Source organism: Horticoccus luteus, from assembly GCF_019464535.1.
Taxonomy (GTDB): domain Bacteria; phylum Verrucomicrobiota; class Verrucomicrobiia; order Opitutales; family Opitutaceae; genus Horticoccus; species Horticoccus luteus.
Genome location: NZ_CP080507.1, coordinates 1,055,536 through 1,080,884, shown reverse-complemented (window position 1 = coordinate 1,080,884; position 25,349 = coordinate 1,055,536). Strand labels below are relative to the sequence as shown.

Here is a 25,349-nt window from a genome sequence, read left to right as displayed (position 1 = left end):
CAAGCGCGCGTCAACCCGACTTCAATTTGCCGCGCGCGCGGGTGCCCGCGCCGTGTGCAATCCCGCCATCACCCACTTCCGCGCGGCGAAAAGTCCGATCGGCGACAACATCGCGATGCAGCCGTAGATCAAAAACATCGTGCCCGTGTGCTGCTGCGCCGGCGGCACGCCTTCCGCACAATAGCGCGAGAGCATGTAGCCGGAGTAAAAGCCCGTCGTGCCCTTCGCCAGCAGCCACGGGATGTTCGCGAGGCCCATGTATTGCGCCACGCGTCCCGGCGGCGCGAGTTCCGACGCGTATTCCAAAAATCGCGCCGACCACAGCGCTTCGCCGATGGAGAACACCACGAAATACGTGATCAACCGCGTCAAATCCGGACCGCCCACCAGCAGAAACGTCGGCAGCGCGCTCACCAGCGAACCGACGATCATCATCGTATAAACGTTGATCCGCTTCGTCAGCGCCGCCGTCAGCGGCACGCCGATGAAGATCACACCCGGGTTGATCCAGTTCACCAGCCACTCCATGTGATCCGCCACGTCCTTGTCGTAGGCCCGCAGAATATATTGCGGAAACGTCAGCCACTGGTGCGCGAACAACGTCCGCACCGGCAGCAGCATGAAAATGAAAAACAGGAATCTCGGATTCCGAAACGGTCCCTCCGTGAAATACTCCTTCAACCGCGCGAGCCGCGGCTTCGTCGCCCCGAGACGTTGCTCCTCCGCGGGGTCCGGCCGCAACTTCTCCGCCTCCGCCTTCCGCGTGAACACGACGAAGAACCCCACAAAAGTCAGCGCCGTCACGCCTGTGAACACCCAGTTCACCGCGTCGATGCCGCTCGGCGTCACGCCCGCCAGCCAGCCCACGAATCCGCCCGTCGTCGCGTGGCCATCCTTCACGTCCTGCACCGCCGGCCGGATCCACGCCGACAATGTGCCCGCCGCCACGATCAGCGCGTTCATGATCGCATAGATCAACGCGTAACCCATCACGCTCGTCTTCTCGTCCGTGTATTGTTTCACGCCCGAGTAGCACACGGGCTGCAAAATCGCCTCGCCCACCGCCGTCACGAAAATCGCCGCGATCACCGCCGCCGTCACGGCCACGCCGCCGTGCACCATCCCCATTCCGCTATAAACCAGCCGCCCCACTGTGCACAACGCCAGCGCCGCAAGAATCGCCCGCCGCAAGCCGAAGCCTTCGGCAAAACTCCCCAAGCCCAGCATGAACAACGTCATGCTCATGGTGAAAAGACTCACCATGATTCCCGCCGCCACGTCGCCCCAGCCGAGCTCGCTCGACAGGTAGCTCGACATCAGCGTCAGCACGCCGAAGTAAGCCATCGAATCGACCACGAACGCGCCGATCACGAACCAAAACGCCCGCGGCAGCCGCAGCGTGTCAGTGAACGAAGCCACAAATTCTCGAATCCGGCCCGGCGGTTCAATCATGGGGAAACCCGCATCAAGTCACCCTCCCACTGCGCCGCAATCGCATTTCTGCGCCGCGCCTTTCCCGTCGCGCATTTCACTCCGCCACGTCCGCACCACCTCCGCTGCTCGTCCGCGCATCGCCCTGACGCCGCGCAGGTGGACCGTGCGCTCCGCCGCGCGGTGGTTTGAAGCTCGTCGTTAACATCAAGCCCACGCGCGTCAGCGTGCGCCCCACGCGTCACCCTGCTTGCCCATTTCACAAAATCGACGCTCCGGAGGAATTTCACCTTCATCCGCCCGCGTCGATGAACTGCACGCTGGAAACAATGGTGAGAACGAGAGCGGCGCCGGCGCCCGGGCCTTGGGCGTTGACGGCTGTGAGCGTCACGCGGAACTCGCCCGAGGCTTGCGGCGTGCCCGTGATCTGGCCGGTCGCACCGTCGAAGACCAGACCTTCCGGCAGACCCGTCGCGATGTAACTCGTCGGCGTATTCGTCGCGGCAATCTGGTAACTGAACGCCGCGCCGATCGCACCCGTGGCCGCCTGGCCGCTGGTGATCACCGGCGTGTTCGCCGCCGGCGCGATCGTGAGCGTGAGCGTCTGCGGGCTCGAGGTGCCGGTCGCGTTGCTCGCGAGCAGTTGCACCGTCACCGTGCCCGGCAGCGTCGGCGTGCCCGTGAGCGCGCCGGTCGTCGCGTTGACGCCGAGCCACGCGGGCGCCCCGATCACTTCGTAGGCCGTCGCGCCGTTGAGCGCGCCGATCTGGTAACTGAACGCCACGCCCGCTTGCGCGGCGGCTTGCGGCGAACTGTTGATGATCGGCGCCGACGGCGAGGGTTTGATCACGAGGGTCAACGTGCGCACCGGCCCGGTGCCGTTGAGATTCGTCGCGGCGAGGTAAACGGTGAACGTCCCCGCGCTCGTCGGCGTGCCTTGGATCAAGCCCGTCGAGGGATTGATCGCGAGGCCGTCGGGCAACCCGATCGCGTCGATCGTCGCATACGGCGGGAACGGCGCGGCCGGCAGATTCGTCGCGGTGACGGTGAAGCTGAACGCAGCGTCCACCGTGCCGTCGGCGCGCGTGGAGCTGTTGATCACCGGCACATCGTCGGCGGGCGAGATGAACAACGCCACGTCCTGGCCGAGGCTCGTGCCGGCGTCGGCCGTCGCGGTCAGCGTCACGACAAACACCCCCGACTCGGCGGGCGTGCCGGAGAGCAGGCCGGTGGAGGTGTTGAACGCGAGGCCGAGCGGCAGCGTGCCGGTCAACCCGTAGCTCGTGATCGGACCGGGCGCGGCGCTCGCTTGATACGTGAAGGGCACGCGCACTTTGCCGGCCTGCGCGGCGGCGCTCGTGAGCTTCGGCGCTTGCGCGGCGGCGTTGATCGCGAGCGAGAGGATCGCTGGCGTGCCCGCGCCCGCGGCGTTCGTGGCGCGGAGCGTCACGCCGAACGTGCCCGCCGCGGTCGGCGTGCCGCTGATCTGGCCGGCGCTGTTCATCGTGAGGCCCGAGGGCAGCCCGAGCGCGACGAACGAGGTCGCGTTCTCCGTCGCGGTCGCTTGATACGCGAACGCCGTGCCCACGCGGCCCGAGGCGTTGAGCGCGCTCGTGATGACCGGCGTCGCAGGCGCGGGGCGGATCGTGATCGTCAGCGTCTTCGCCGCGCCGGTGCCGTCGGCGTTGGTCGCGGTCAGCGTGAGGATCGCCGTGCCCGATTGCGCGGGCACACCGTAGATCACGCCTTCCTCGGCCACGAGGCCGGCGGGCAGCGTGCCCGTCACGCCGTAGCTGATCGGCGTGTTCGTGCCCGTGACAATATAGAGGAACGCCTGGCCGACCTGCCCTTCCGCGGTCGGGTTGCTCGTCACCACCGGCACGGTCGGCGCGGCGGTGATGCTGAAGAGCACTTCGAGCGCGAGGCCGCGGCCGGAGGCGTTGCTCGCGGCGAAGTAAACGCGGCGCTGGCCCACGGTCGTGGGCGTGCCCGAGATCGCGCCTGTCGCCCCGTCAAACGCGAGACCCGCCGGCAGCGTGCCGGACACAAGGGTGAACGACGTGGGCGTGTTCGACGCCGTGAGTTGATAACTGAGCGCGGTGCCGACCTGGCCCGTGGCCACGAGCGCCGACGTGATCGCCGGTGCCGTCGGTGACGGCGACACGGAGAACACCAGTTGCGCCGCGGCGCCCGTGCCCACGGTGTTGGTCGCCGCGACCGACACCGTCGTGAGCGCCGGTGCGCCCGGCGTGCCGGAGATGAGGCCGCTCGCGGGGTTGAGCGTGAGGCCCGCGGGCAGCGTGCCGGACACGAGCGTGAAGCTCGTCGCGGCGGGCGTGGCGCTCGCGGTGAGTTGGAAGCTGAACGCCACGCCGACCGTCGCCATCGCGCTCGACGCGCTGGTGATCTTCGGCGCCGCCGGCGCGGGGTTGACCGTGAGCGTCAACGTGACCGTCGAACTGCCGCCGGCGTTGGTGGCGCGGAGCGCAAACGTGAAGACGCCCACCTGCGTCGGCGTGCCCGTGAGCACGCCGGTGGTGGCGTTGAACGTGAGGCCCGTCGGCAGCACCGAATCGGTGCCGTCGGCGAGCTTCGCGAGCGCGAAACCGGTGGGGCTGTTCGTGAACGCCGGCACCAGTGCGAAGCCGGTGTTTTGCACCGCGCTGAACGACGTGGCGCCCGCGTAGAGCGGCGCGTTGGCGGCGGATTCCACGGTGATCTGGAGCTGCGTCGTCGCGGAGCCGGTCACGTTGCTCGCGGTGATGACGACGAGGTAAGTCCCCGCGGTCGTCGGCGTACCCGTGATCTCGCCCGTCGCCGCATTGAGTGTGAGCCCGTCCGGCAGATACGGCGCGCTGTAAGTGGTGGCGCCGTTGGACGCCACAATCGTGTAGGTGAACGCGCTGCCCACGCGGCCGCCGGTTGCGCCGGGGCTCGTGATGACCGGCGCCGGTGGCTGGACCGTCAGCGTGATCTGTTTGCTGTCGCTGCTGGTCGCGTTGGAGGCGCTCAACGTCACCGTGAAGCTGCCCGTCGTCGTCGGTGTGCCGCTGATCGCGCCCGTCGCGGTGTTCACCGTCAGCCCCGCCGGCAACCCGCTCGCGCCATACGTCGCGGACGTCGTGTTGGCGTTGATTTGGAAGTCAAATGATTGGCCCTGCACCGCCGACAAATCCGTGGCCGAAATAACCGGCGCGATCGGATTCACCGTCAACGTTGCCTCCTGACTCACCACCGTGCGTGCAGAATTCGCCACCGTTACCGTAAATGCCCCCGCATCATCTGCGCTCACCGCTGCGAGCACCAACGTCGCCGATGTCGCGCCGGTGAGAGGCGTTCCATCTTTCTGCCATTGAAACGTTGGCTCGGGCGCGCCCGTGGCCACGACCCGGAAAATCGCATTCTCCCCTTCCACCACGACCACGGAAACCGGCTGTGTGATGATTTGCGTCGCGATGAGCTTCACGTCGATCTCACGCGTGAGCGAAGCCGAGACGTAATTCGCGCTGTCTTCCGGCGTAAACATCGCGCGCAACACTTGTGCGTCCCCCGCCTCAAGTTTTGTGCCCGCCGCCGGATCGTAAACAAACGTCCCCGGCACGCTCGCCGTCGCGTTGAGCTGCGTCGAGGACAACGCCGTGCCGTAAGCAATCGCCGCCGGCGCGCTCCACGTCAGCACCGGCACCGCCTTCGCCACCGTGAAGCTCACGACCACGTCTTCCGCCGCCGTGAAATTCGCATCGCCCCCCTGACTCGCGCGCAACGTCACCGTGCCCGCGCCCGTCAACGTCACCACTCCGTTCGCCATCGTCGCCGGTCCGCTCACGACACTCACATCCACCGGCAACCCGCTCGTCGCCGTCGCAGTCACCGCAAACGCCGCATCGCCAAACGTCTTCGCCGTGATCGGGTCGATCGCGATTGTCTGCGCCGCCGGCGCCACGGTAATCGTCGTCGTCGCCGTCGCCTCCGTAAAATCCGCCGCATCGTCCGGTGTGAACGTCACGCTCAACACCTGCCCGTCTCCTGCCCCAAGTGTCGTCCCGAGCGCCGGAACGTAAGCAAACGCACCCGGCACGCTCGCCGTCGCGTTGAGCTGCGTCGCGGACAACGCTTCGCCATACGCAATCGCCGCCGGCGCGCTCCACGTCAGCACCGGCACCGCCTTCGCCACCGTGAAGCTCACGTCCACATCCGTCGCCGCCACGTAACGCGCATCGCCCGCCTGACTCGCGCGCAACGACACCGCGCCCGCGCCCGTCAACGTTACCACTCCGTTCGCCATCGTCGCCGGTCCGCTCACGACACTCACGCTTACCGGCAACCCGCTCGTCGCCGTCGCAGTCACCGCAAACGCCGCATCGCCAAACGTCTTCGCCGTGATCGGGTCGACCGCGATTGTCTGCGCCGCCGGCGCCACGGTAATCGTCGTCGTCGCCGTCGCCTCCGTAAAATCCGCCGCATCGTCCGGTGTGAACGTCACGCTCAACACCTGCCCGTCTCCTGCCCCAAGTGTCGTCCCGAGCGCCGGAACGTAAGCAAACGCACCCGGCACGCTCGCCGTCGCGTTGAGCTGCGTCGCGGACAACGCTTCGCCATACGCAATCGCCGCCGGCGCGCTCCACGTCAGCACCGGCACCGCCTTCGCCACCGTGAAGCTCACGTCCACATCCGTCGCCGCCACGTAACGCGCGTCGCCTGCCTGGCTCGCGCGCAACGTCACCGTGCCCGCGCCCGTCAACGTCACCACTCCGTTCGCCATCGTCGCCGGTCCGCTCACGACACTCACGCTCACCGGCAACCCGCTCGTCGCCGTCGCAGTCACCGCAAACGCCGCATCGCCAAACGTCTTCGCCGCGATCGGCTCAACCTCGATCGTCTGCGCCGCCGGCGCCACGGTAATCGTCGTCGTCGCCGTCGCCTCCGCAAAATTCGCCGCATCGTCCGGCGTGAACGTCGCGCGCAACACTTGTGCCTCGCCGGCCGCCAACACCGTGCCCGCGGGCGGATCGTAAACAAACGTGCCCGCCACATCCGCCGTCGCGTTGAGCTGCGCCGTGGACAACGCCGTGCCATACGCAATCGCCGCCGGCGCGCTCCACATCAGCACCGGCCCCGCCTTCGCCACCGTGAAGCTCACGACCACGTCATCCGCCGCCGTGAAATTCGCATCGCCCACCTGACTCGCGCGCAACGACACCGCGCCCGCGCCCGTCAACGTCACCACTCCGTTCGCCATCGTCGCTGGTCCGCTCACGACACTCACGCTCACCGGCAACCCGCTCGTCGCCGTCGCAGTCACCGCAAACGCCGCATCGCCAAACGTCTTCGCCGTGATCGGGTCGATCGCGATTGTCTGCGCCGCCGGCGCCACGGTAATCGTCGTAGTCGCCGTCGCCTCCGTAAAATTCGCCGCATCGTCCGGTGTGAACGTCACGCTCAACACCTGCGCCTCGCCGGCCGCCAACACCGTGCCCGCGGGCGGATCGTAAACAAACGTGCCCGCCACATCCGCCGTCGCGTTGAGCTGCGCGCTCGAAAACACCGTGCCATACGCAATCGCCGCCGGCGCGCTCCACGTCAGCACAGGCCCCGCCTTCGCCACCGTGAAGCTCACGACCACGTCATCCGCCGCCTTGAAATTCGGATCGCCCGCCTGACTCGCGCGCAACGACACCGCGCCCGCGCCCGTCAACGTTACCACTCCGTTCGCCATCGTCGCCGGTCCGCTCACGACGCTCACATCCACCGGCAACCCGCTCGTCGCCGTCGCAGTCACCGCAAACGCCGCATCGCCAAACGTCTTCGCCGTGATCGGGTCGACCGCGATCGTCTGCGCCGCCGGCGCCACGGTAATCGTCGTCGTCGCCGTCGCCTTCGTAAAATCCGCCGCATCGTCCGGCGTGAACGTCACGCTCAACACCTGCGCCTCGCCGGCCGCCAACACCGTGCCCGCGGGCGGATCGTAAACAAACGTGCCCGCCACATCCGCCGTCGCATTGAGCTGCGCGCTCGAAAGCACCGTGCCATACGCAATCGCCGCCGGCGCCTCCCACGCGAGCAGAGGCTGGTCTTTCGCCACGCTAAACATCACCGGCACGTCCGGCGCCGCGGCAAAGTTGGCATTGCCTGCCTGACGTAAGACCAACGTCACCGCGCCCGCCCCGCTCAACGTCACCGCGCCATTCGCCACGCTCGCCGGCCCCGCCGCGACCACGATCGTCACCGGCAGGCCGCTGCTCGCACTCGCCGCCACAATGAACGGCGCATCGCCAAATGTCTTCGCACCGACCGGTGCGTAAGAAATCGTCTGCGTCGCCGCCGCCACCGCGATCGTCGTCGTCGCCGTCGCGCGCGTATAATTTTCCGTTTCCGCCGGCGTAAACGTTACGCTCAACACCGCACCGCTCCCCGCGTCCAAGACTGTTCCGGCCGCCGGCGAATAGACGAAAACGCCCGGCACGCTCGCCGTCGCGTTGAGCTGCGTTTCCGACAAAGCCGTGCCGTAAACGATCCCCGCCGGCGCGGCCCAAGTCAGCAGCGGCACCGCCTTTTCCACCGTGAAACTCACGTTCACATCCGTCGCCGCCGCGTAACGCGCGTCGCCTGCCTGGCTCGCGCGCAATGTCACCGTGCCCGCGCCCGTCAACGTCACCACCCCGTTCGCCATCGTCGCCGGTCCGCTCACGACGCTCACATCCACCGGCAACCCGCTCGTCGCCGTCGCCTTCACCGCAAACGCCGCATCGCCAAACGTCTTCGCGCTCACCGCTTCGAACGCGATCGTCTGCGCTGCCTTCGCGACGGTCAGTGTCGCGACCGACGACGTCGTGCTGCCCGCCGCGTTCGTCGCCACACAGCGAAACTGCCACCCGTTCATCACTGTGGTCACGTCCGCTATGCTCAACGTCGTCGTCGCCGCGCCGCTGAACGGCGCCCCTTCCGCCACCACCTCCCAGCCGCTCCCGGAATCGACCTCCCACCCATAACTCGCCGTCGAAGCGTTCGTCGCCACAGAGAAGGTCGCGCTCCCGCCAGAGATAATCGCCCGGTCAACCGGCTGCGCGGTGAACGTCGGCGCCACGTCCCCCGTCGCATCGCGCAACGCCACGGAAAACGACAACCCCGCATCCACGCCCACCACCGTCGTCACGCCGGCGCCGCCCGCAATCTGCCCATCCGTATCCGTGCCCCAACCGCTCACCGTCCCATCGGCTTTTAACGCCAGCGAGTGATTGTTGCCCGCAGCGATCGCGGTCACACCCGTCAGGGCGCTCGCGCCGCTCGTGAACGTGCTCGCACCCCACGCCGTCACCGTCCCATTGCTGTTCAACGCCACGGAATGATTCGTCCCCGCCGCCACGGCCACGACGCCCGCGAGCGAGCCCGGCACGCTCGCCTGTCCGTTCGCGTTCCAACCCCACGCCGTCACCGTGCCGTCGCCTTTCAACGCGAGCACATGCGCTGCGCCCGCCGCGACGCCGATCACCCCGCTCAAACCGCCCGGCACGTTCCGCTGGCCATAAGCGTTGTCGCCCCATGCCACCACGCTCCCGTCCGCTTTCAACGCCACCGAATAGTAATCGCCCGCCGAAATCTCGACGACATCCGACAACCCATCCGGCGCGGTCGTCTGCCCGGATGTGCCGAGCCCCCAGCCGCGCACCGTGCCGTTGGCGAGCAACGCGAGCGAATGATATTTCCCCGCCGCGACTTCCACCACGTCGCTCAGATCCGCCGGCACGTCCGTCTGCCCCTTGCTGTCGTCGCCCCAAGCCGCGACCGTCCCGTCGGACTTGAGCGCCAGCACGTGGTAAGTGCCCGCGACCACCTCCGTCGCATCTTCCAGCGCGACCGGCTCATTCAACTGCCCGTGATCGTTTTTCCCCCACGTCAGCACCTCCGCCACCGCCGGAGCCACGCGCACAAACATCGCCGCGCTCGTCGTGCTGCCGATCGCGTTGGTGACGACTGCTTGAAAATAACCGCTGCCCGCGACGCTCGCGCTGGGAACCGTGAGCGTGCTGTTTGTCCCGCCCGCCACCGCGAGGCCATTGTGTTTCCACTGATAACTCGCGGCGCCGTTCGCGCTGATCGCCGCCACTTGCAACGTCAACACCCCGCCTGCGGGCACCGTCGTGCGGCCGCCCGTCTGGCTCGTGATCGCCGGCGCCGCGTCCGTGATCGTCAGAGTAAGCGTCGCCTGGGCCGAGCCCACGCCGTTCGTCGCCGTCAGCGCGACCGCGAACACGCCCGCTACCGCCGCCCGGCCGCTGATCACTCCCGACCCTGCATCGCACGTTAATCCCGTCGGCAGGCCCGCCGCCGTATAACTCGTGGGCGAGTTGGTCGCTGCAATCGCATAGCTAAAATTCGCCCCCGCGGGCGTGCTGGCCGTCAGCGGCCCCAATATTTGCGGCGCCGCCGGGACGATCGTCCCCGTCAGCGTGTAGTGGCCGATGCTCGCATAACTTGTATAACCCGTCGGCGTCGATGCCAGCGGCGTGCCCGTGCTCGACGGCGTCAACCGCACAAAATACGTCCCCGCCGCCGCCGCATAGCTGAGCGAAACCGTCGTCGTGGCGCTCGGGTCGGCGGAGGCGACCACCGTCCCCGCCGCATTGAGCACTTCCAGTTTCAAGTCCGCATCGCCGCCGTAGGTGTTGCTCGCGGCGCGATACGGCGAGGCGCTCAACGTGAGCGTCCCCGCGCCCGTCGAGACCGCAAACGTGTCGCTGTCGCTCGCGCTGCTGAGAATGCCGCTCGCACTGACCACCGTGCCGTTCACCGCCGCCACCGCGGCCGTCGCGACGGTGCCGCCGGCTTCGTCCGCCCGGTAGCCCAGATGCCCGGAGATGATCGCCAGATCGTCCTCGGTGTTGTTCGCCAGATAATATTCGCCCTTCGACCACTGCGAGACGTTGCGATTGTAGCCCGTGCCCATGATCGGCCCCCACGACGTTTCGCCGCTGCCATGACCGCCGTAGTATTCGTTGCCGTTGGTCTGTCCGTCGTGCGACAAACTCAGATTGTGCCCAAACTCGTGCGCCGTCGCCTCCGCAATATAATCCGCCCGCGTGTTGCCCAGATTGTTATAGTAAATGAGCACGGGCGATGACGCCGTCGCGTAATCCGCCTCGCCAAAGACATCCAGCCACGCCACGCCGCCCGCCGTGCCCGACGGCATGCCCACGCCGTTCGCATCGACATTCTTCGTGATCACCGCACGCCCGGTCGTGGAGGTAAACACCGCCGGCTCCTCCGTTGTCACGTCCACGTCAAACGGCGCATAATCCTCCGCCACGCGCTGCCACACTTGCGCGATCACCGCCTGCTCCGCATCGCTGAACGACGTCGCGTCGCCATCCGTGTCGTAGGGCAACGCCTGGTAAACCGCCGCGGCGCCATTGCTCGTATTCCACGCCGTGCCCGTGATCGTGTGCCCGTTGAAGTCGAGGTAGAGCACGTTGGCCGATCCCGGCTTCGAGTGAAACACCGGCGGCGTCGCGATGGGCACGCTCGCTCCCGCCGCCCCCGCGAGCGCCCCGCCCGATCCCTGCCCCATCGCGTTGCGCGTGCCCGTCTCGTCCGGCGGACGCGGAAACACACACGCGTAAAACAACCCGCCATTCGCCGCCGCCCGCAGGCTTGCATAGTCTTCCTTGGGCACGTGCAAGCGCGCCAGTTTCTCCAACGCCCGCCGCCGCGCGGCCGCGTCCAGCCGCAGCAAACTCTCGCGCAACGCCCCCGCCGGAATCTCCTGCCATAACTCCTCCGCCGCTGAAATCCGTTGCCCCGCGCCCCCGCCGGCACCCGCCCCCTCCGCCTGCGCTCGCGGCGTTTTGACCTCGTCTCCTGCCGTCGCCAAGCGAGGTTCCGCCGCCTCGCTTTCCGGTGCGCCCGCGAATGCGGCCTGTGTCTTGTCCCTTTCCGTTTCCGCCGCCCGGATGCGATACAGACGAACGCCGCCCAACAGCAGAACGACCACCAGCGCCCCGACGAAAGCTAGGGTGCCGCGCCTCACGGAAAGTTATCGGAAACGAGTTCCACGGGAAGGCCCGGAAATTGCCCGAGGCCGCATGGGGCGCAAACCTTTTGCGACGCCGACGCCACGCCCGCAGATCTCATCCAGCCGCCGCTCCCCCCGCTCAACCACCGCCGTCCGCAACCTCTCGTGGGAGCGCGCCGACCTACTTTCATCGCCTGCACCGCGCGACCGACAAAAAGCGCCGTCCTTTCCCGGACGGCGCTTGTAACTCTTTTCGCGACCGATTTTTCGGCCACGCGGTGCGTTTTACGTTACCAGATCTCGACGCGCTCGTTGTCCGGGCGGCGCATCGGCGCACCTGCGGGCACATCAAACGCCTTGTAGAAATCCTCCAAATTCGAGACGGGCCCGTTCACGCGGAAACGCGCCGGCGAGTGCGGATCAGTGTTCACCTGCAAACGCAGTTGCTGGTCGCGGATGTTCGTATGCCACACCGTCGCCCAGCTCAGGAAGAACCGCTGCGCCGCAGTGAAGCCGCCGATCTTCGCCGGCTCTTTGCCGCCGAGCGCTTTTTGCAGCGCGGCATAAGCGATCTTCAATCCGCCGAGGTCCGCGATGTTCTCGCCCTGCGTCAACGCCCCATTCACGTGCAGATCGTCGATCGCCACATAGCCGTTGAACTGCTTCACGATCGCCGCGGAACGCTCCTTGAATTTCGCCGCGCTCTCTGGCGTCCACCAGTCCGTCAGACTGCCGTCGGCGGCGAACTGCCGGCCTTCGTCGTCGAAACCATGCGTCATCTCGTGGCCGATCACCGCGCCGATGCCGCCGTAGTTCACCGCATCATCCGCCTTCGCGTCGAAGAACGGCGGCTGCAGGATGCCGGCGGGAAACACGATCTCGTTCATCGTGGGGTTGTAATACGCGTTCACCGTCGGCGGCGTCATGTCCCACTCGGTGCGATCCACCGGCTGGCCGATTTTCGCGATGCTGCGATGGTGATCAAACGCGCGCGCGTTCATCACGTTCTGCCAATAGGCCTTCCGGTCTATCTTCACCGAGCTGTAGTCGATCCACTTGTCGGGATAACCGATCTTCACGCCAAACGCGTTGAGCTTGTCCAACGCGCGGGCCTTCGTCGCGTCGTCCATCCATTCGAGCGTGTGCAAGCGATCGCGCAACGCCGCGCGGAGGTTTTCCACGAGCTGCAACATCCGCGCTTTCGACTCCGGCGGAAAAAACTCCTTCACGTAAAGCTGGCCCAGCGCCTCGCCGGTGTACGTGTCGATCGTCCCCAGCACCCGCTTCCATCGCTCGCGCAGTTCCTGCGTGCCTGAGAGGGTTTTGTCGAAGAACTGGAAATTCTCATTCACCAGCGCGCTGCTCAGGTAAGGCGCCGCCGCGTGCAGCAAATGCCAGCGCAGATACGTCTTCCACGCTGCGACCGGCGTGTCCTTGATCTGCTTGCTGAACCCCGTGAAAAACTCCGGCTGCCCGATGTCGATCGGACCCACGTCCTTGATGTCGAGCGCCGTGAAGTAGCGGTTCCAATCGAACTCCGGCGCGAGCTTCGCCAGCTCGGCGGCCGACATTTTGTGATAATTCGCCACCGGGTCGCGCAGATCGACCCGCTTCTTCGAGACCGCCGCCAGCGCCGTCTCCAGTTGGAGCACGTCGTCCGCGCCCTGCTTGGCGTCATCCGGCGACCAACCCGACAACTCCAGCATGCGCGCCACGTGCGCGGTGTATTCCATCCGCAGCGTTTTCGACTTCTCGTCGTCGCGGAAATAGTAATCGCGGTCCGGCAGCCCGAGCCCGCCCTGGCCGCCCGCCGCGATCATCATCTTCGTATCCTTGGGATCCTGCTCCGACGTGAAAAAGAATCCGACCCGCACCGCGCGCCCGTGCAGATGCGCGATCTCCGCCTGCACGTCCTCGACCGTCTTGATGGCATCGATGCGATCGAGTTCCGGTTGCAACGGCTGGAGGCCCGCCGCGTCGATGGCGGCCTCGTCCATGCCGCTCGCGTAGAAATCGCCGACCAGCTTCTCGATCGCGTTGGGATGTTCCGCGCGGGACGCCTGCTCAAGCACCGTGTGCAACGCGGCCAGATTGGTCTCGTTGACTTCGTAAAACGCCCCCCAACGGCTGTAGGCCGGCGGGACCGGATTGTTTTTTAGCCAGCCGCCATTGGCGAACTGGTAAAAGTCGTCCTGCGGTTTGACCGCAGGGTCGAAGTTCTTCGGGTCGATGGCCGCGAACGCCGCCACCGAGCAAACCAACGCGGCCGAAGCGACCGCCCAGCGAGGAATTTGCATGGCCCATGCATAGCCACGCCGCCTTCCCAGGCAAGGCGAGGTTTACTGCCGGTCAACCACCTGCGTTTGCAAGCAAGCCAGCCCCTCCCGCACAAACGCGTCGCCGTCCGGGCATACGTCCTGAAACATCCCGCGCCGCCAGCCGAAATCGCCGCGCGCCGTGTTGTAGCCTTCTAAGCCGATGTAATCGCACGCCGTCTCGCCCACCGCCGCCAGCAGCGGCGCCCACGGAATCAGCCCGCCGCCCGGCACGCCACGATCGTTCTCGCACGCGTGCAGCCCCCACAATGTGTCGCCCAGCGCCCGCACCGCCGCCGCCGGATCGCGGAGCTCCGTCACCATGTGATACGTGTCGAACATCACCCCCACGTTGCCCGGCGCGCCCGCCAGCTCGATCAACTGCAACGCCTGCGCCGGCGTGTTGATCAGATGCGTGCGAAACCGGCTCATCGGCTCGATCACGAGCCCCACGCCGCGCTCCTTCGCGAAATCCGCCAGCACCCGCAGCCCTTCCGCCGTGCGCGGCAATTCGTCCGCCGGCGGACGCCGTTTCAACACCGTGCCCGGCCGTCCGTAAATCGCCCCCGCATATGCCAGCGCGCCCAGCTCCGCCGCCTGATCGATCGCCCGCCGGTGAAACTCGACTGCCGCCCGCCGCTGCGCCGGATCGTCCGCCGACAAATCCGCCGCCGCCGGCCACTCGCCGCCCGGACTCGTGATCAAACGCATCCCTGCCTCCGCCGCCGCGCGCCGCGTCAAATCGGAGGAAAACGAAACGTCCAACCCCACCGCGATCTCCAGCACGTCGAGCCCGAGACTCTTCGCGCGCGCGAGCAACCCGACCTCCGCGTCGGACCATCGCTCGATCCACAAATAAATGTGCGCTCCGTATTTCATCGCGTTGCCCACGCGAGCGCAGACGACCGGGCATCCCCTGTCGAGCCGGCAACGGCCACGCGCTCCGCTCCGCCGTTCATCCCGCGCACTGTTTCAACTCCTCGTAAAGCTGCGCCAATTCCGGTGTCGCCACACCCGCCGCCCGCGCCCGCCGCAACGGTTCGCCCCAGATCGCCTCGATCTCGATGGCGCGTCCAGCGCGGTAATCCACCAAACTCGACGGCGCATAAGCTCCGATCCGCGCGGTCGTCACAAACTGCCGGTCAATATAACTTGTCGGAATCGCATGGCCCAACGCCGCGGCCACTGCGACCACTTCCTCCATCAGCCGCCGGGCCCGCGCGACGAGGTCCGGATCGGCGAGAATCAAGTCGGTGGTGATGCCTCCGTCCGCCACCACCGCAAGGCCGTTGAACGGCACGTTCCAAACGAGCTTCCGCCACCGTGCCTCGGCCAGATCGTCCACCACGCTCGGCTTCAAATCCGCTCGCTCAAACCACGCGGCGATCGCCCGCGTGCGCTCGGTTGCCGCGCCGCTAAACTCCCCCAGCGTCGTCGTGCCGTAAGAGGCGCAAACGATCACCCCCGGTGCCGTGCGATTGATGCCCGCGTAACAAAGTCCGCCCACGACGCGTCGAGGCCCAAACTGCGCCGCGATGGCTTCGTCCGGCCCCAACCCATTCTGCAACGGCAGCAGCGTTGTCCGCTCATGCAACAACGGCGGCAGCAATTCCCCGAGCGCGCCGTTCGCTGTCGCCTTCAGCGCGATGATCACGAGGTCGCACGCCCCCATTTCCGCCGTCGTGCCAAACGCGGCCACCGGCGAAAGCGTGAACGCGCCGGCGGGTTCCTCGATCCTCAAACCGCGCTCGCGCACCGCCGCCAGATCGCTGCGCATGAGGAAGCGCACGTCCGCTCCCGCACGCGCGAGCTTAGCGCCAAAATAAGCGCCGATCGCTCCCGCGCCGACGATCCCGATGGAGGAAATGTTAACCACAGTGACACAAAGGACACAGAGAAACGCCGTCCGGCAATGCCTCCGTGTCCCGGCTCCTATCGCTGTGCTTCAACCCGCCCGCCCTCAGCGCAGAAACGCTTCGTGCAAGCCGCCGTCCACCGTGAGGATCTGGCCGGTCGTCTTGCTCAGGCGCTGGCTCACGAGCAGAAAATACGCCTCCGCCTGATCCGCCGGCGTGATCGGGGCCTTCGTCAACGTGCGATCCGCGTAAAACTGCGCGAGTTTCTTCACCAGCGATTCCGTCGCCTCGTCCTCCGTGAACGCGATGTTGTATTTCGCGAGCGAACCGACCACGCGGTCGCGGGGAAACATGGCCGAACCCTGCACCACCGTCGCCGGCGCCACACCGTTCACGCGCACGAGAGGCGCGAGTTCGATCGCGAGTTCCCGCACGAGGTGATTCGCCGCGGCTTTCGACGTGTCGTAGGCCACCGACCCCTTCTTCGCCACCGCCGCATTGGCCGAGGTGGTGAGAACGAGCTGCCCCTTCAACCCCTGCTCTTTCCACGTCTTGAACGCCTCATCGCCGACGATGTAACTGCCGGTCACGTTCACGTTGAACGTAAACGCCCACTTGTCGTCGGGAATGTGGCCCGTGGTATCGCTCGGCCAGAACACGCCTGCGGTCACGATGATCGAGTCGAAGCCGCCATAGGCGAGCGCCACCTGGTCCAGCATGGCGCGCACACTCGCGCGATCGGTGACGTTGCACGCGAGACCCACCGCCGGACCGCAGCCCGAAATGCCGCTGCCGGCCACGCCGATGCCCTGACCGAGTTTGTCGGTGATTTCCTTGGCGGTCGCTTCCGCCGCGTCCGCTTTCATGTCGACGCTCACGATTTGCGCGCCGTCTTTTGCGATGCGGTGCGCCGTTTCCTTGCCGATGCCCGAGCCGGCTCCGACGACGACGACGACCTGCCGCGCGAGTTCCTTCTCCGCCGGCATGCGTTTCAATTTCGCCTCTTCGAGCAGCCAGTATTCGATGTCGAACGCCTCCTGCTGCGGCAGCGCGATGTAGGTATCGATCGCCTCAGCGCCGCGCATCACTTCGACCGCGCAATTGTAGAATTCCGCCGTCACCCGCGATTCGGATTTGTCTTTGCCCCACGCGATCATGCCGAGCCCGGGAATGAGCACCACGGTCGGATTCGGGTCGCGCATCGCGGGCGAGTTCGCGTGTTTGCACGTGTTGTAATACGACGCGTAGTCCTTCCGATATTCTTCGATCGCCTTCGCGAGCTTGCTCTTCAGCGCCGCGAGATCCTCCGCCTGCGGATTCCAGTCCACGTAGAGCGGCTTGATTTTCGTGCGGAGAAAATGATCCGGGCAGCTCGTGCCGAGTTCGGCCAGGCGCGCCGCGTCCTTCGAATTCACGAAACGCAGAATCTTCGCATCGTCCTGGATCGTGCCGATGAACCGCTTCTGCTGCGACACCTGTCCGCGCAGCCACGGCAGGATCGCCGCCAGCGTCGCGCGCCGCTGCGTCTCTTCCAACGTCTGATATTTCGCGCCGCCAAACGCCTTCGCGTCGCCACCCTTCTGCTCGTATTTTCCCTCGATGAACGCCGCCGCCTTGTCGATGCAGTCGAGCGTGTAGGTGTAGCACGCCTTCTCGTCATCGGCCCACGAAATGAAGCCGTGCTGCCCCATCATGATCGATTTCACCTTCGGATTTTGCCGGCAGATTTCCTGCATCGCGAGACCGAGTTCGAAGCCCGGCCGCATCCATTTCACATACGCCATCTCGCCGCCGAAAATCTCCTGCGCGAGTTTCTCGCAATGCTTCGACGCCGCGATCGCGATGATCGCATTCGGATGCATGTGATCGACGAATTTCGCCGGAATGAAGCTGTGCAGCGGCGTGTCGATCGACGAGGCGCGCGGGTTCAGGTTGAACGTCGCATGCGTATACATGCCGACCATGTCGTCCTCCGCCGGAGCCTTCAGTCCTTTGTCGGCCCGCGCCGCATAGAGACTCTGCAGGTCGATCAGCTTTTGTTGATACAATGAGGAAAAGTTCTCGCGCTTGCTCGTGCGCAGATCGCCCCCGGAGCCCTTCACCCACAGCACTTCGACCGGTTGACCGCTCAGCGGATCTTTCTCGGTGAGCTTCGACGACGTGTTGCCGCCGCCGGTGTTGGTGATGCGCTGATCGCTGCCCAGCAGGTTGGAGCGATAGACCAGGCGGCCGACGGGATCGAGCGACGCCGCTTGGGCGTCATCCCACAGATAGTTTACGAAGCGATACGATTTCATGAGGGGAAAAGTGAGAGAATAAATTAACGCAGACCGAGCGCCTGCTCGCGATAATGTTCGTCGGGGCGACCCGCGATGCGCTCCACCGTTTCGGACGATAGGAAGTTCGGCCCCCCGAGCAATGCCGCACCCAAATAAACCTCGGCCGCCTTCACCGTCATGAGTGTCGCCGCCATGACCGCTTCCGGCGTGCCGCCCAACGCAATGAGCCCATGATTTTCCAGTAAGACCACGCGCGGCGCCCGCCCCGAACGCTCCACAAACGCCCGCACCGCCGCGCGAATCGCGACCGCGAGCTTCAGCCCCGGATCGACATACGGCACGAGCACCGACGCCGCTCCGCAACACACGATTTCGTCCGGACACGACCGCTGCTCGGCGAACGCCCGCGCGTGTGACGTGCAGAGGATGCGGTTAACGGCCACGGGATGCGTGTGCCCCACAAAATTCACCCCGGGCAACGTGAGCAGCCACGCGTGAAACATCGCTTCGACCGAGGGCTTGCGCGCGTCCGGATTCACCCGCGCCGCCAGCAAGGCCGCATCGACCGCTCCGTCGCCGAGTCCCGTCTGATCGATCAACTCAAGGATATCCGCGAACCGGCACTCCGTCACTCCAGCCTCTGCGAGCGTGCCAAGATTCGAACCGCTCGCCTTGACCAGAAACGTGCCGGCCGTCAGCCGCGCCGAAGTGTTGCCCTCCCCGAGGATGGCCAGCTGCCGCTCTTCACGACCGAGCTGGTGGGAAAGCGAAAGCAAACGCGGAAGCGTTTCAGGAGCAGAAAGATTGGCGGCCATGCCGATATTCCTCGTCACATTTCGCGCATTATCGACCAAAATCTGTCAAAATCTATCACCAGCACCACGAAAATGTCGGGGCGTTTGCACCTCACCCGGCGGCCTGTTCACAGGAGCACGTTGTCGATGAATCGGATCTCATCGATCCAGACGGCAATCGTCAGCACCGAGCGTCCCGGAATGATTTCACCCCTCGCTGCTTCCATCGTCACCTGATCGACGATCGCCACATAAATCACGCGCACTCGCCGATGTTGACTCAGGATATGCGTCGCTTCCGCGACCACGCGGTCAGGGCTGCGCACGCCTTTGGCGACCATCGCCTTCGCCTCTTCCAAAGCACCGTAGATCGCCCGCGCCTCCTGCCGTTGGGTGGCAGTGAGCAGCGGATTGCGGACGCCCGCCGCGAGCCCGTCCGGTTCTCGCCAAGTCGGCACCACCACAATCTCCACCGCAAACGCCAGATCCGCGACCAGCTTCCGCACGACCGCCGCCTGCTGCAGATCTTTCTGCCCGTAAAACGCGAGCGCAGGCTGCACGACGTTGAACAATTTTGTCGTCACCGTGGTGACTCCGCGAAAATACGCCGGCCGCGCCACGCCGCACAGCGGTCGGCTTACCACCTCCTCCGTCACGTAGCTCGAAAATCCGCGCGGATAAATTTCCGCCACCGACGGGGTGAACACCACGTCCACCCCCGCCTCCGCACAGGCCCGCTCATCGCCCTCCGGATCACGCGGATAAGCCGCCGGCAATTCATTGAGCCCAAACTGCAGCGGATTGACGAAAATCGACACCACCACGATGTCGGCGCGCTCCCGGGCGGCGGCGATCAACGCCCGGTGGCCACCGTGAATCGCGCCCATCGTCGGCACGAGTGCCACGATTTTATGTGCGGTGTGAAAAGGAGCGAGGCAGTCGCGTAACTGCACCACTGTTTCGGTTTTCTGCATAGGCCGCGGGGTTTGAACGCCGGGCTTGAACAAAGCAGAGCCGCCCGGCTCACTTCAAGGTTTCCCTCCATCCGTTCCTCCCTTTCTCCGCCCGCCATGATTCGCATCAACGAGAATTACACGAAGCTGAAGGCTTCCTATCTTTTCGCCGACATCGCCCGCCGCGTGAATACTTACGTCGCGGCCCATCCGTCGAAGCCGGTCATCCGGCTCGGCATCGGCGACGTGACCGAGCCCTTGCCGCCCGTCTGCATTGAAGCGCTGCACGCCGCCACGGACGAGATGAGCCAGCGCGCCACCTTCAAGGGCTACGGTCCCGAGCAAGGCTACGCGTTCCTCCGCGAAGCCATCGCGCAGCACGATTACGCCGCCCGCGGCTGCGCCATCGCCGCTGACGAAATCTTCGTGAGCGACGGCTCCAAATGCGACTGCGGCAACATTCAGGAAATTTTTTCCACCGACCTCCGTCTCGCGATTCCTGATCCGGTTTACCCCGTTTACGTCGATACCAACGTCATGGCGGGCCGCACCGGTGCCAACGTCGACGGTCGCTACCAAGGCATCACCTATCTCGAAAGCACGCCCGCCAACGGCTACGTGCCGAGCGTGCCGGCGGGTGCGGCGGATCTGATCTACCTGTGCTTCCCCAATAATCCCACCGGCGCTGTCGCCACGCGCGCCCAACTCGCCGCCTGGGTCGCCTACGCGAAGCAGCACAAAGCCGTCATCCTCTTCGACTCCGCTTACGAAGCCTACATTCGCGATCCCGAAATTCCGCACAGCATCTACGAAATCGAGGGTGCGCACGAAGTAGCCATCGAGTTTCGCAGCTTCTCCAAAACCGCCGGCTTCACCGGCACGCGTTGCGCCTACACCGTCGTGCCGAAGGCCCTGAAAGCCTTTGACGCCGCCGGCGCCGAACACTCCGTCCACGCGCTCTGGAACCGCCGCCACACCACGAAATTCAATGGCGTGGCCTATCCCATCCAAAAAGCCGCCGCCGCCATCTACACCGCCGCCGGCCAACAGCAGACCACCGCCCTCATCAATTTCTACCTCGAGAACGCGAAGCTGATCCGCAGCGCGATGACGAAGCTCGGCTTCGCCTGCATCGGCGGCGACAACGCGCCTTACATCTGGATCAACACCGGCCGCGACTCTTGGGAATTTTTCGATCGCTTGCTCAACGAAGCACAGGTCGTCTGCACGCCCGGCGCCGGTTTCGGCAAGTGCGGCGAAGGCCACGTGCGCATCAGCGCCTTCAACTCGCGCGAAAACGTCGAGACCGCCCTCGCCCGCATCGCCGCCGCGTTGAAGTAACCGCACCCGCGAGCCAGCCCGCCACCCCGCCCAAACCCCCGCGAGGTCGGCTCTGTTCCGAAGGACGCCTCACCCGCGCGGGCGGGCGGCGCCTGCGGCTTGGAGTGTTTACCCGGCTTCCGGATCGGCGTTCGTGCGCGACCGGTAGAAATCCTCGCACATCGCCAAAATCGCCTTCGGCGAGGTCATCCGCAACGCCTCCGCGGCCAGTCGCCGCGCGTCACCCATCGCCATCGACCGAATCGCGTATTTCACGGCCGGGATTTGGGGCGGCGTCATACTCAGGCAGTCGACCCCGAGCCCGAGCAACAACGGCACAAACACCGGATCCGCCGCCATCTCGCCGCAGACGCTCACGGAAATCTTCTGTTTGCGCGCCTCGTCCACGATTTGCTTCAGCGTGCGAATCACGGCCGGATGCGCGGGCTCGTAAAGATGCGCAATGCGGTCGTTCACGCGATCGATGGCCAGCAGGTATTGAATCAAATCGTTCGTCCCGACGCTGAAAAAATCGCAGTCCTGCGCCAGCACGTCGGCCGTGACCGCTGCGCTGGGAATCTCAATCATCGCGCCGACCGCCATGTGTTCGTCAAACGCCTGCCCCTTGGCCCGCAACTCCGCCTTGCACTCCGCCAGCACGGCGTTGGCCCGGGCCAGTTCCTCGCGGCCGCTGATCATCGGATACATCAGCTTCACGTTGCCGAAAGCACTCGCAAGCAGGATCGCGCGGAGCTGATCCTTGAAAATCCCCGGATTCTCGAGACAGAACCGGATCGCCCGAAACCCCATGAACGGATTGCTCTCCTTCGGAAACAACGCCGGGTTGCTCGCCATCGGCTTGTCGCCGCCGAGGTCGAGCGTGCGAATGACCACCGGATGAGGCGCCAGCGCTTCCGCCACCGTTTTATACGCCACGAACTGTTCGCCCTCCGACGGCATCCGCGCCGAGTTCAAATAGAGATATTCGGTGCGAAACAGGCCCACGCCTTCCGCGCTGTAGTCCTGCACCAGACGAATCTCGTCCACCTTCTCGATGTTCGCCATGATCGCGACTTTCTCGCCATCGAGCGTGATCGCGGGCTCCCGGTTCGCCTCAAGCAAACGCGACTCCAACGACTTTTTCGCCGCCTGAATTTTGCCGTAACGAAACAGCGTGGACTCCGACGGATTAAGGATCACGAGCCCGTCGTAGCCATCCACGAGCACCCAATCGTTGGCCTTCAGCCGCGTGGTGAGATCGCGCACGCCCACGACCGCCGGCACTTTCATCGAACGCGCCACGATCACCGCATGGCTCGTGCGGCTGCCGGAATCGGTCACGATCGCGAGCGCCGCGCTGCGATCGATGCTCGCTGAATCGGACGGCGAGATGTCATTCGCCACCACGATCCGCTGATCGACGAGCCGGCTCAGGCTGTTCTCCGCCTGGCCGAGCAGGTTTTGCAGCACGCGTTGCGCGACATCGCGGATGTCCCCCGCGCGCTCCCGCAGGTATTCGTCGTCGATCTCCGAAAACGCCTGCACGTAACGCTGCGAAACTTTGTTGAAACACGTCTCAATGTTCAGGTGCGTGCTCTCGAACTCGCGGATCGTTTCGGCGATCAACGCCTGATCCTCGAGCACGAGCAGGTGCGCGTCGAAGATCAACGCCTCCTCTGGACCGAGATTTTTCGCCACCTCCGCCTGGATCTTCGCGATCTGCTGGCGCGTCGTCAGCAAGCCTCGTTCAAACCGCCCCACTTCCTCGAGCCGTTTCGCCGCATCGACCTGATAATTCGGCACCTCCACGTCGCTTTGCAGATACAGAAACGCCTGACCGTAGGCGATGCCGGGCGAAGCGGCGATGCCTTGGACCGTGGTTTCGTCTGTAGGGCTGGCGGCGGACATTCGGAGGGGAAAGCGGCAATGCCGCCGCGGAGGTTAACGCCGTCCGTCGCGCATGGGTCAATCGGGAATTAAAATCGCACCGGCGCGCCGTTTCCCGCCAGCGCAGATTCGACGACCAACGCCGACGCGCCCCAAGCCTCGCGCACGCACACCGCCACGTGCGTCGCATCCACTTCCGGGCCCAATAACGCGAAGCACGCGCTCCCGCTGCCACTCAGATGCAACGTCACCCCGCACCGCGCCTCGACCCACGCCGCCAGCGTCGGCAACGCCACAAATTTCGCGAACGCCACTTGCTCGAATGTATTGTTCAACAACGCCTCCGCCGGCGCATTTTCGCTTTGCAGCCAGCGCTGAAGCCCGTCCTCGACTTTCTCTCCCGCCGCATACGCCGCCACGCCGCGCGCCACCCCATCCGCCAATCGGCCATACGCCCACGCCGTCGCGATGCCAAACGCCGGTTTGCAGACGAGCACCCGCCGCCCGACCAAGCGCCGTGCGCCCGACTCCGGCAACGCCTCCACCCGTTCGCCCCGCCCGCGCATGATCACCGGACCATCCGCCAGAAACAGCGGGCAATCCGACCCCGCCGCCGCCGCCATTCGCAGCATCGTTTCCGGCGCCACCACGCAGCCCGACACTCGCTGCAACGCCCGCAACGCCGCCACCGCGTTACTGCTGCCGCCGCCCAAGCCCGCCCCCGTGGGGATGCGTTTCTCGAGCCGGAAACGCACGCCGCCCTGCCAGCCGGTCGTCGCGCGAAACAACCCGGCCGCCTTCCGCACGAGGTTCGTCTCGTCCGTCGCGAGCGCCGGATCGTCGCAGGTTAGCAGCGTCTCCCCACGCGTTTCCGTCCCCTCCGCATGCAACGTGTCGCCCCACGTCAGCGGCGCGACCACCGACACGAGGTCGTGAAACCCATCCGCGCGCCGTCCCGTGATCGCGAGCGAGAGATTGAGCTTGGCCGGACTAAAGAGGCTGACCTGCATCGAAGTTCACCCAATCGACACGAAGCACAGGCTCGCTAAAAGCCAAAACCCGCGCTGGCCTTCCCCTCCACCTCTGTCCAACCTCTGCCCGACCGAGCCATGGCCTGTGACTTGATCCTCGTTCTCGACGCCCCTTCTCCCCGCGACCTCGCGCCCGTGCTCCGGCAACTGCAAGGAACCGTGCGCTGGGTGAAGGTTGGATTGGAAATGTTCACCGCGTGCGGCCCCGATGCCGTGCGTGAAATCGCCGATTACGGCTTCAACGTCTTTCTCGACCTCAAGCTCCACGACATTCCCAACACCGTGGCGAAAGCCGTGGCCTCCGCCGCCCGCCTGCCCATCGGCATGCTCACGGTGCACACCTCGGGCGGTCGCGAAATGATGCAGTGGGCCGCCAAATCCGCTCATGAGCACGCGCCCCATCTCCTCCTCCTCGGCGTCACCGTGCTCACCTCGATGAGCGCCGCCGGCCTCGCCGAAACCGGCGTCGCCGCATCGCCCGAACAGCAAGTCGTCCGCCTCGGCCGCCTCGCGACCGACTCCGGCCTCCGCGGCCTCGTGTGTTCGCCGCTCGAGATCGCGCCGCTCCGCTCCGCCTTGCCACCCGACATTGCCTTGGTCACGCCCGGCATTCGCCCGCGCGATGCCCGCGGCGACGATCAGACCCGCATCATGACGCCGGGCGATGCCGCCCGCACCGGTGCGACGTTCATCGTCGTCGGCCGTCCTATTTTCCAAGCCCCGGATCCCGCCGCGGCGGCGCGCGCGATCCTCGCCGAACTTTCCACCGCATGAGCCGCACCGCCGCCATCCTCCTCGCCGCCGGCGCCAGCCGCCGCATGCTCGGCAAAGTCGAAGACAAGATTCTCGCCCCGCTGGCCGGGAAACCCGTCATCGCCCACTCCGCCGGCGCTTTCGTCGCCAGCGGTGTGGCCGATTTTTACGTCGTCGTCTGCCGCGACCTCGCCCAGCAGCGCGCCCTGATGTGCTACGTTCCTACGCCCGCCGTTTTCGTCCGCGGCGGCCGCGAGCGGCAGCACTCTGTTGCCAACGCCCTCGAAGCGCTCCCCGGCGATGTCGAATACGTTTACATCCACGACTGCGCCCGTCCACTCGTCCGCCCCGAGCAACTCGTCGCCCTGCACAAAATCGTGCGCCGCGAAGACGCGGTCGTGCTCGCACATCGCGTGACCGACACCATCAAGGAGCATCGCGATGACGCCCGCTTACGCACGCTCGACCGCTCCCGCCTCTGGGCCATGGAAACGCCGCAGGTTTTCGCCACGGATCTGATCGCACGCGCCTACGCCAAAGTCATCGACCGCGGCCGCAGCATCACCGACGATGCTTCCGCCGTCGAGCTCCTCGGGCACCCCATCGCCCTGCTGGAAAACGCCTATCCCAATCCCAAGCTCACTTCGCCGCAGGATTTGGCGTATCTCGAATTTCTGCTCACGCACGAATCAGCGGGCATTTGAGCGAGCGTTCGTTTTGG

General features: G+C 65.7%; 13 protein-coding genes. 3 read left to right on the top strand and 10 right to left on the bottom strand.

The window, feature by feature from the left end; translation table 11 throughout:
• Nucleotides 1–21 precede the first annotated feature (21 nt).
• The 8 genes from K0B96_RS04295 to panC all read right to left on the bottom strand — a co-directional run bounded on the left by K0B96_RS04295 (nt 22) and on the right by panC (nt 19,658).
• Entirely contained in the window at nt 22–1,419 is a 1,398-nt protein-coding gene (locus K0B96_RS04295; RefSeq protein ID WP_220164230.1) for an MFS transporter, read from the bottom strand.
• 304 nt (nt 1,420–1,723) lie between these two features.
• On the bottom strand, nt 1,724–11,455 hold the full coding sequence (locus tag K0B96_RS04290; RefSeq protein WP_220164228.1) for a putative Ig domain-containing protein: 9,732 nt from the start codon (nt 11,453–11,455) through the stop codon (nt 1,724–1,726).
• Between the two features lie 275 nt (nt 11,456–11,730).
• The gene (locus tag K0B96_RS04285) at nt 11,731–13,737 is read right to left on the bottom strand and encodes a M13 family metallopeptidase (protein WP_220164226.1); all 2,007 of its coding nucleotides are present in this window, start codon (nt 13,735–13,737) and stop codon (nt 11,731–11,733) included.
• 42 nt (nt 13,738–13,779) lie between these two features.
• Complete coding sequence (locus K0B96_RS04280) at nt 13,780–14,634, bottom strand: sugar phosphate isomerase/epimerase family protein (protein ID WP_220164224.1); 855 nt, start codon at nt 14,632–14,634, stop codon at nt 13,780–13,782.
• Nucleotides 14,635–14,710: 76 nt separating this feature from the next.
• Nucleotides 14,711–15,631, bottom strand: a complete 921-nt coding sequence (locus K0B96_RS04275; protein WP_255558843.1) for a 2-dehydropantoate 2-reductase — start codon at nt 15,629–15,631, stop codon at nt 14,711–14,713.
• 84 nt (nt 15,632–15,715) lie between these two features.
• Complete coding sequence (locus K0B96_RS04270) at nt 15,716–17,908, bottom strand: bifunctional rhamnulose-1-phosphate aldolase/short-chain dehydrogenase (RefSeq protein ID WP_220164223.1); 2,193 nt, start codon at nt 17,906–17,908, stop codon at nt 15,716–15,718.
• Nucleotides 17,909–17,931: 23 nt separating this feature from the next.
• Nucleotides 17,932–18,705 (bottom strand): class II aldolase/adducin family protein, encoded by a 774-nt coding sequence (locus tag K0B96_RS04265; protein ID WP_220164221.1) that lies wholly within the window; start codon nt 18,703–18,705, stop codon nt 17,932–17,934.
• 107 nt (nt 18,706–18,812) lie between these two features.
• On the bottom strand, nt 18,813–19,658 hold the full coding sequence (gene panC, locus K0B96_RS04260; RefSeq protein WP_220164219.1) for a pantoate--beta-alanine ligase: 846 nt from the start codon (nt 19,656–19,658) through the stop codon (nt 18,813–18,815).
• Nucleotides 19,659–19,754: 96 nt separating this feature from the next.
• Between panC and K0B96_RS04255 the strand changes: the two genes are divergently transcribed.
• Nucleotides 19,755–20,978, top strand: a complete 1,224-nt coding sequence (locus K0B96_RS04255; RefSeq protein WP_220164217.1) for an LL-diaminopimelate aminotransferase — start codon at nt 19,755–19,757, stop codon at nt 20,976–20,978.
• A gap of 108 nt (nt 20,979–21,086) precedes the next feature.
• On the opposite strand, the gene ptsP is transcribed toward K0B96_RS04255, so the two are convergent.
• Entirely contained in the window at nt 21,087–22,865 is a 1,779-nt protein-coding gene (gene ptsP / locus K0B96_RS04250) for a phosphoenolpyruvate--protein phosphotransferase (protein ID WP_220164215.1), read from the bottom strand.
• Nucleotides 22,866–22,933: 68 nt separating this feature from the next.
• A complete protein-coding gene (ispE, locus tag K0B96_RS04245) occupies nt 22,934–23,854 on the bottom strand; it encodes a 4-(cytidine 5'-diphospho)-2-C-methyl-D-erythritol kinase (protein WP_220164213.1) in 921 nt (306 codons plus the stop codon).
• Between the two features lie 99 nt (nt 23,855–23,953).
• Between ispE and pyrF the strand changes: the two genes are divergently transcribed.
• Complete coding sequence (gene pyrF, locus K0B96_RS04240; protein WP_220164210.1) at nt 23,954–24,649, top strand: orotidine-5'-phosphate decarboxylase; 696 nt, start codon at nt 23,954–23,956, stop codon at nt 24,647–24,649.
• Complete coding sequence (gene ispD / locus K0B96_RS04235) at nt 24,646–25,332, top strand: 2-C-methyl-D-erythritol 4-phosphate cytidylyltransferase (RefSeq protein ID WP_220164208.1); 687 nt, start codon at nt 24,646–24,648, stop codon at nt 25,330–25,332. Before pyrF ends, ispD begins: the two co-directional genes overlap by 4 nt.
• Nucleotides 25,333–25,349 lie beyond the last annotated feature (17 nt).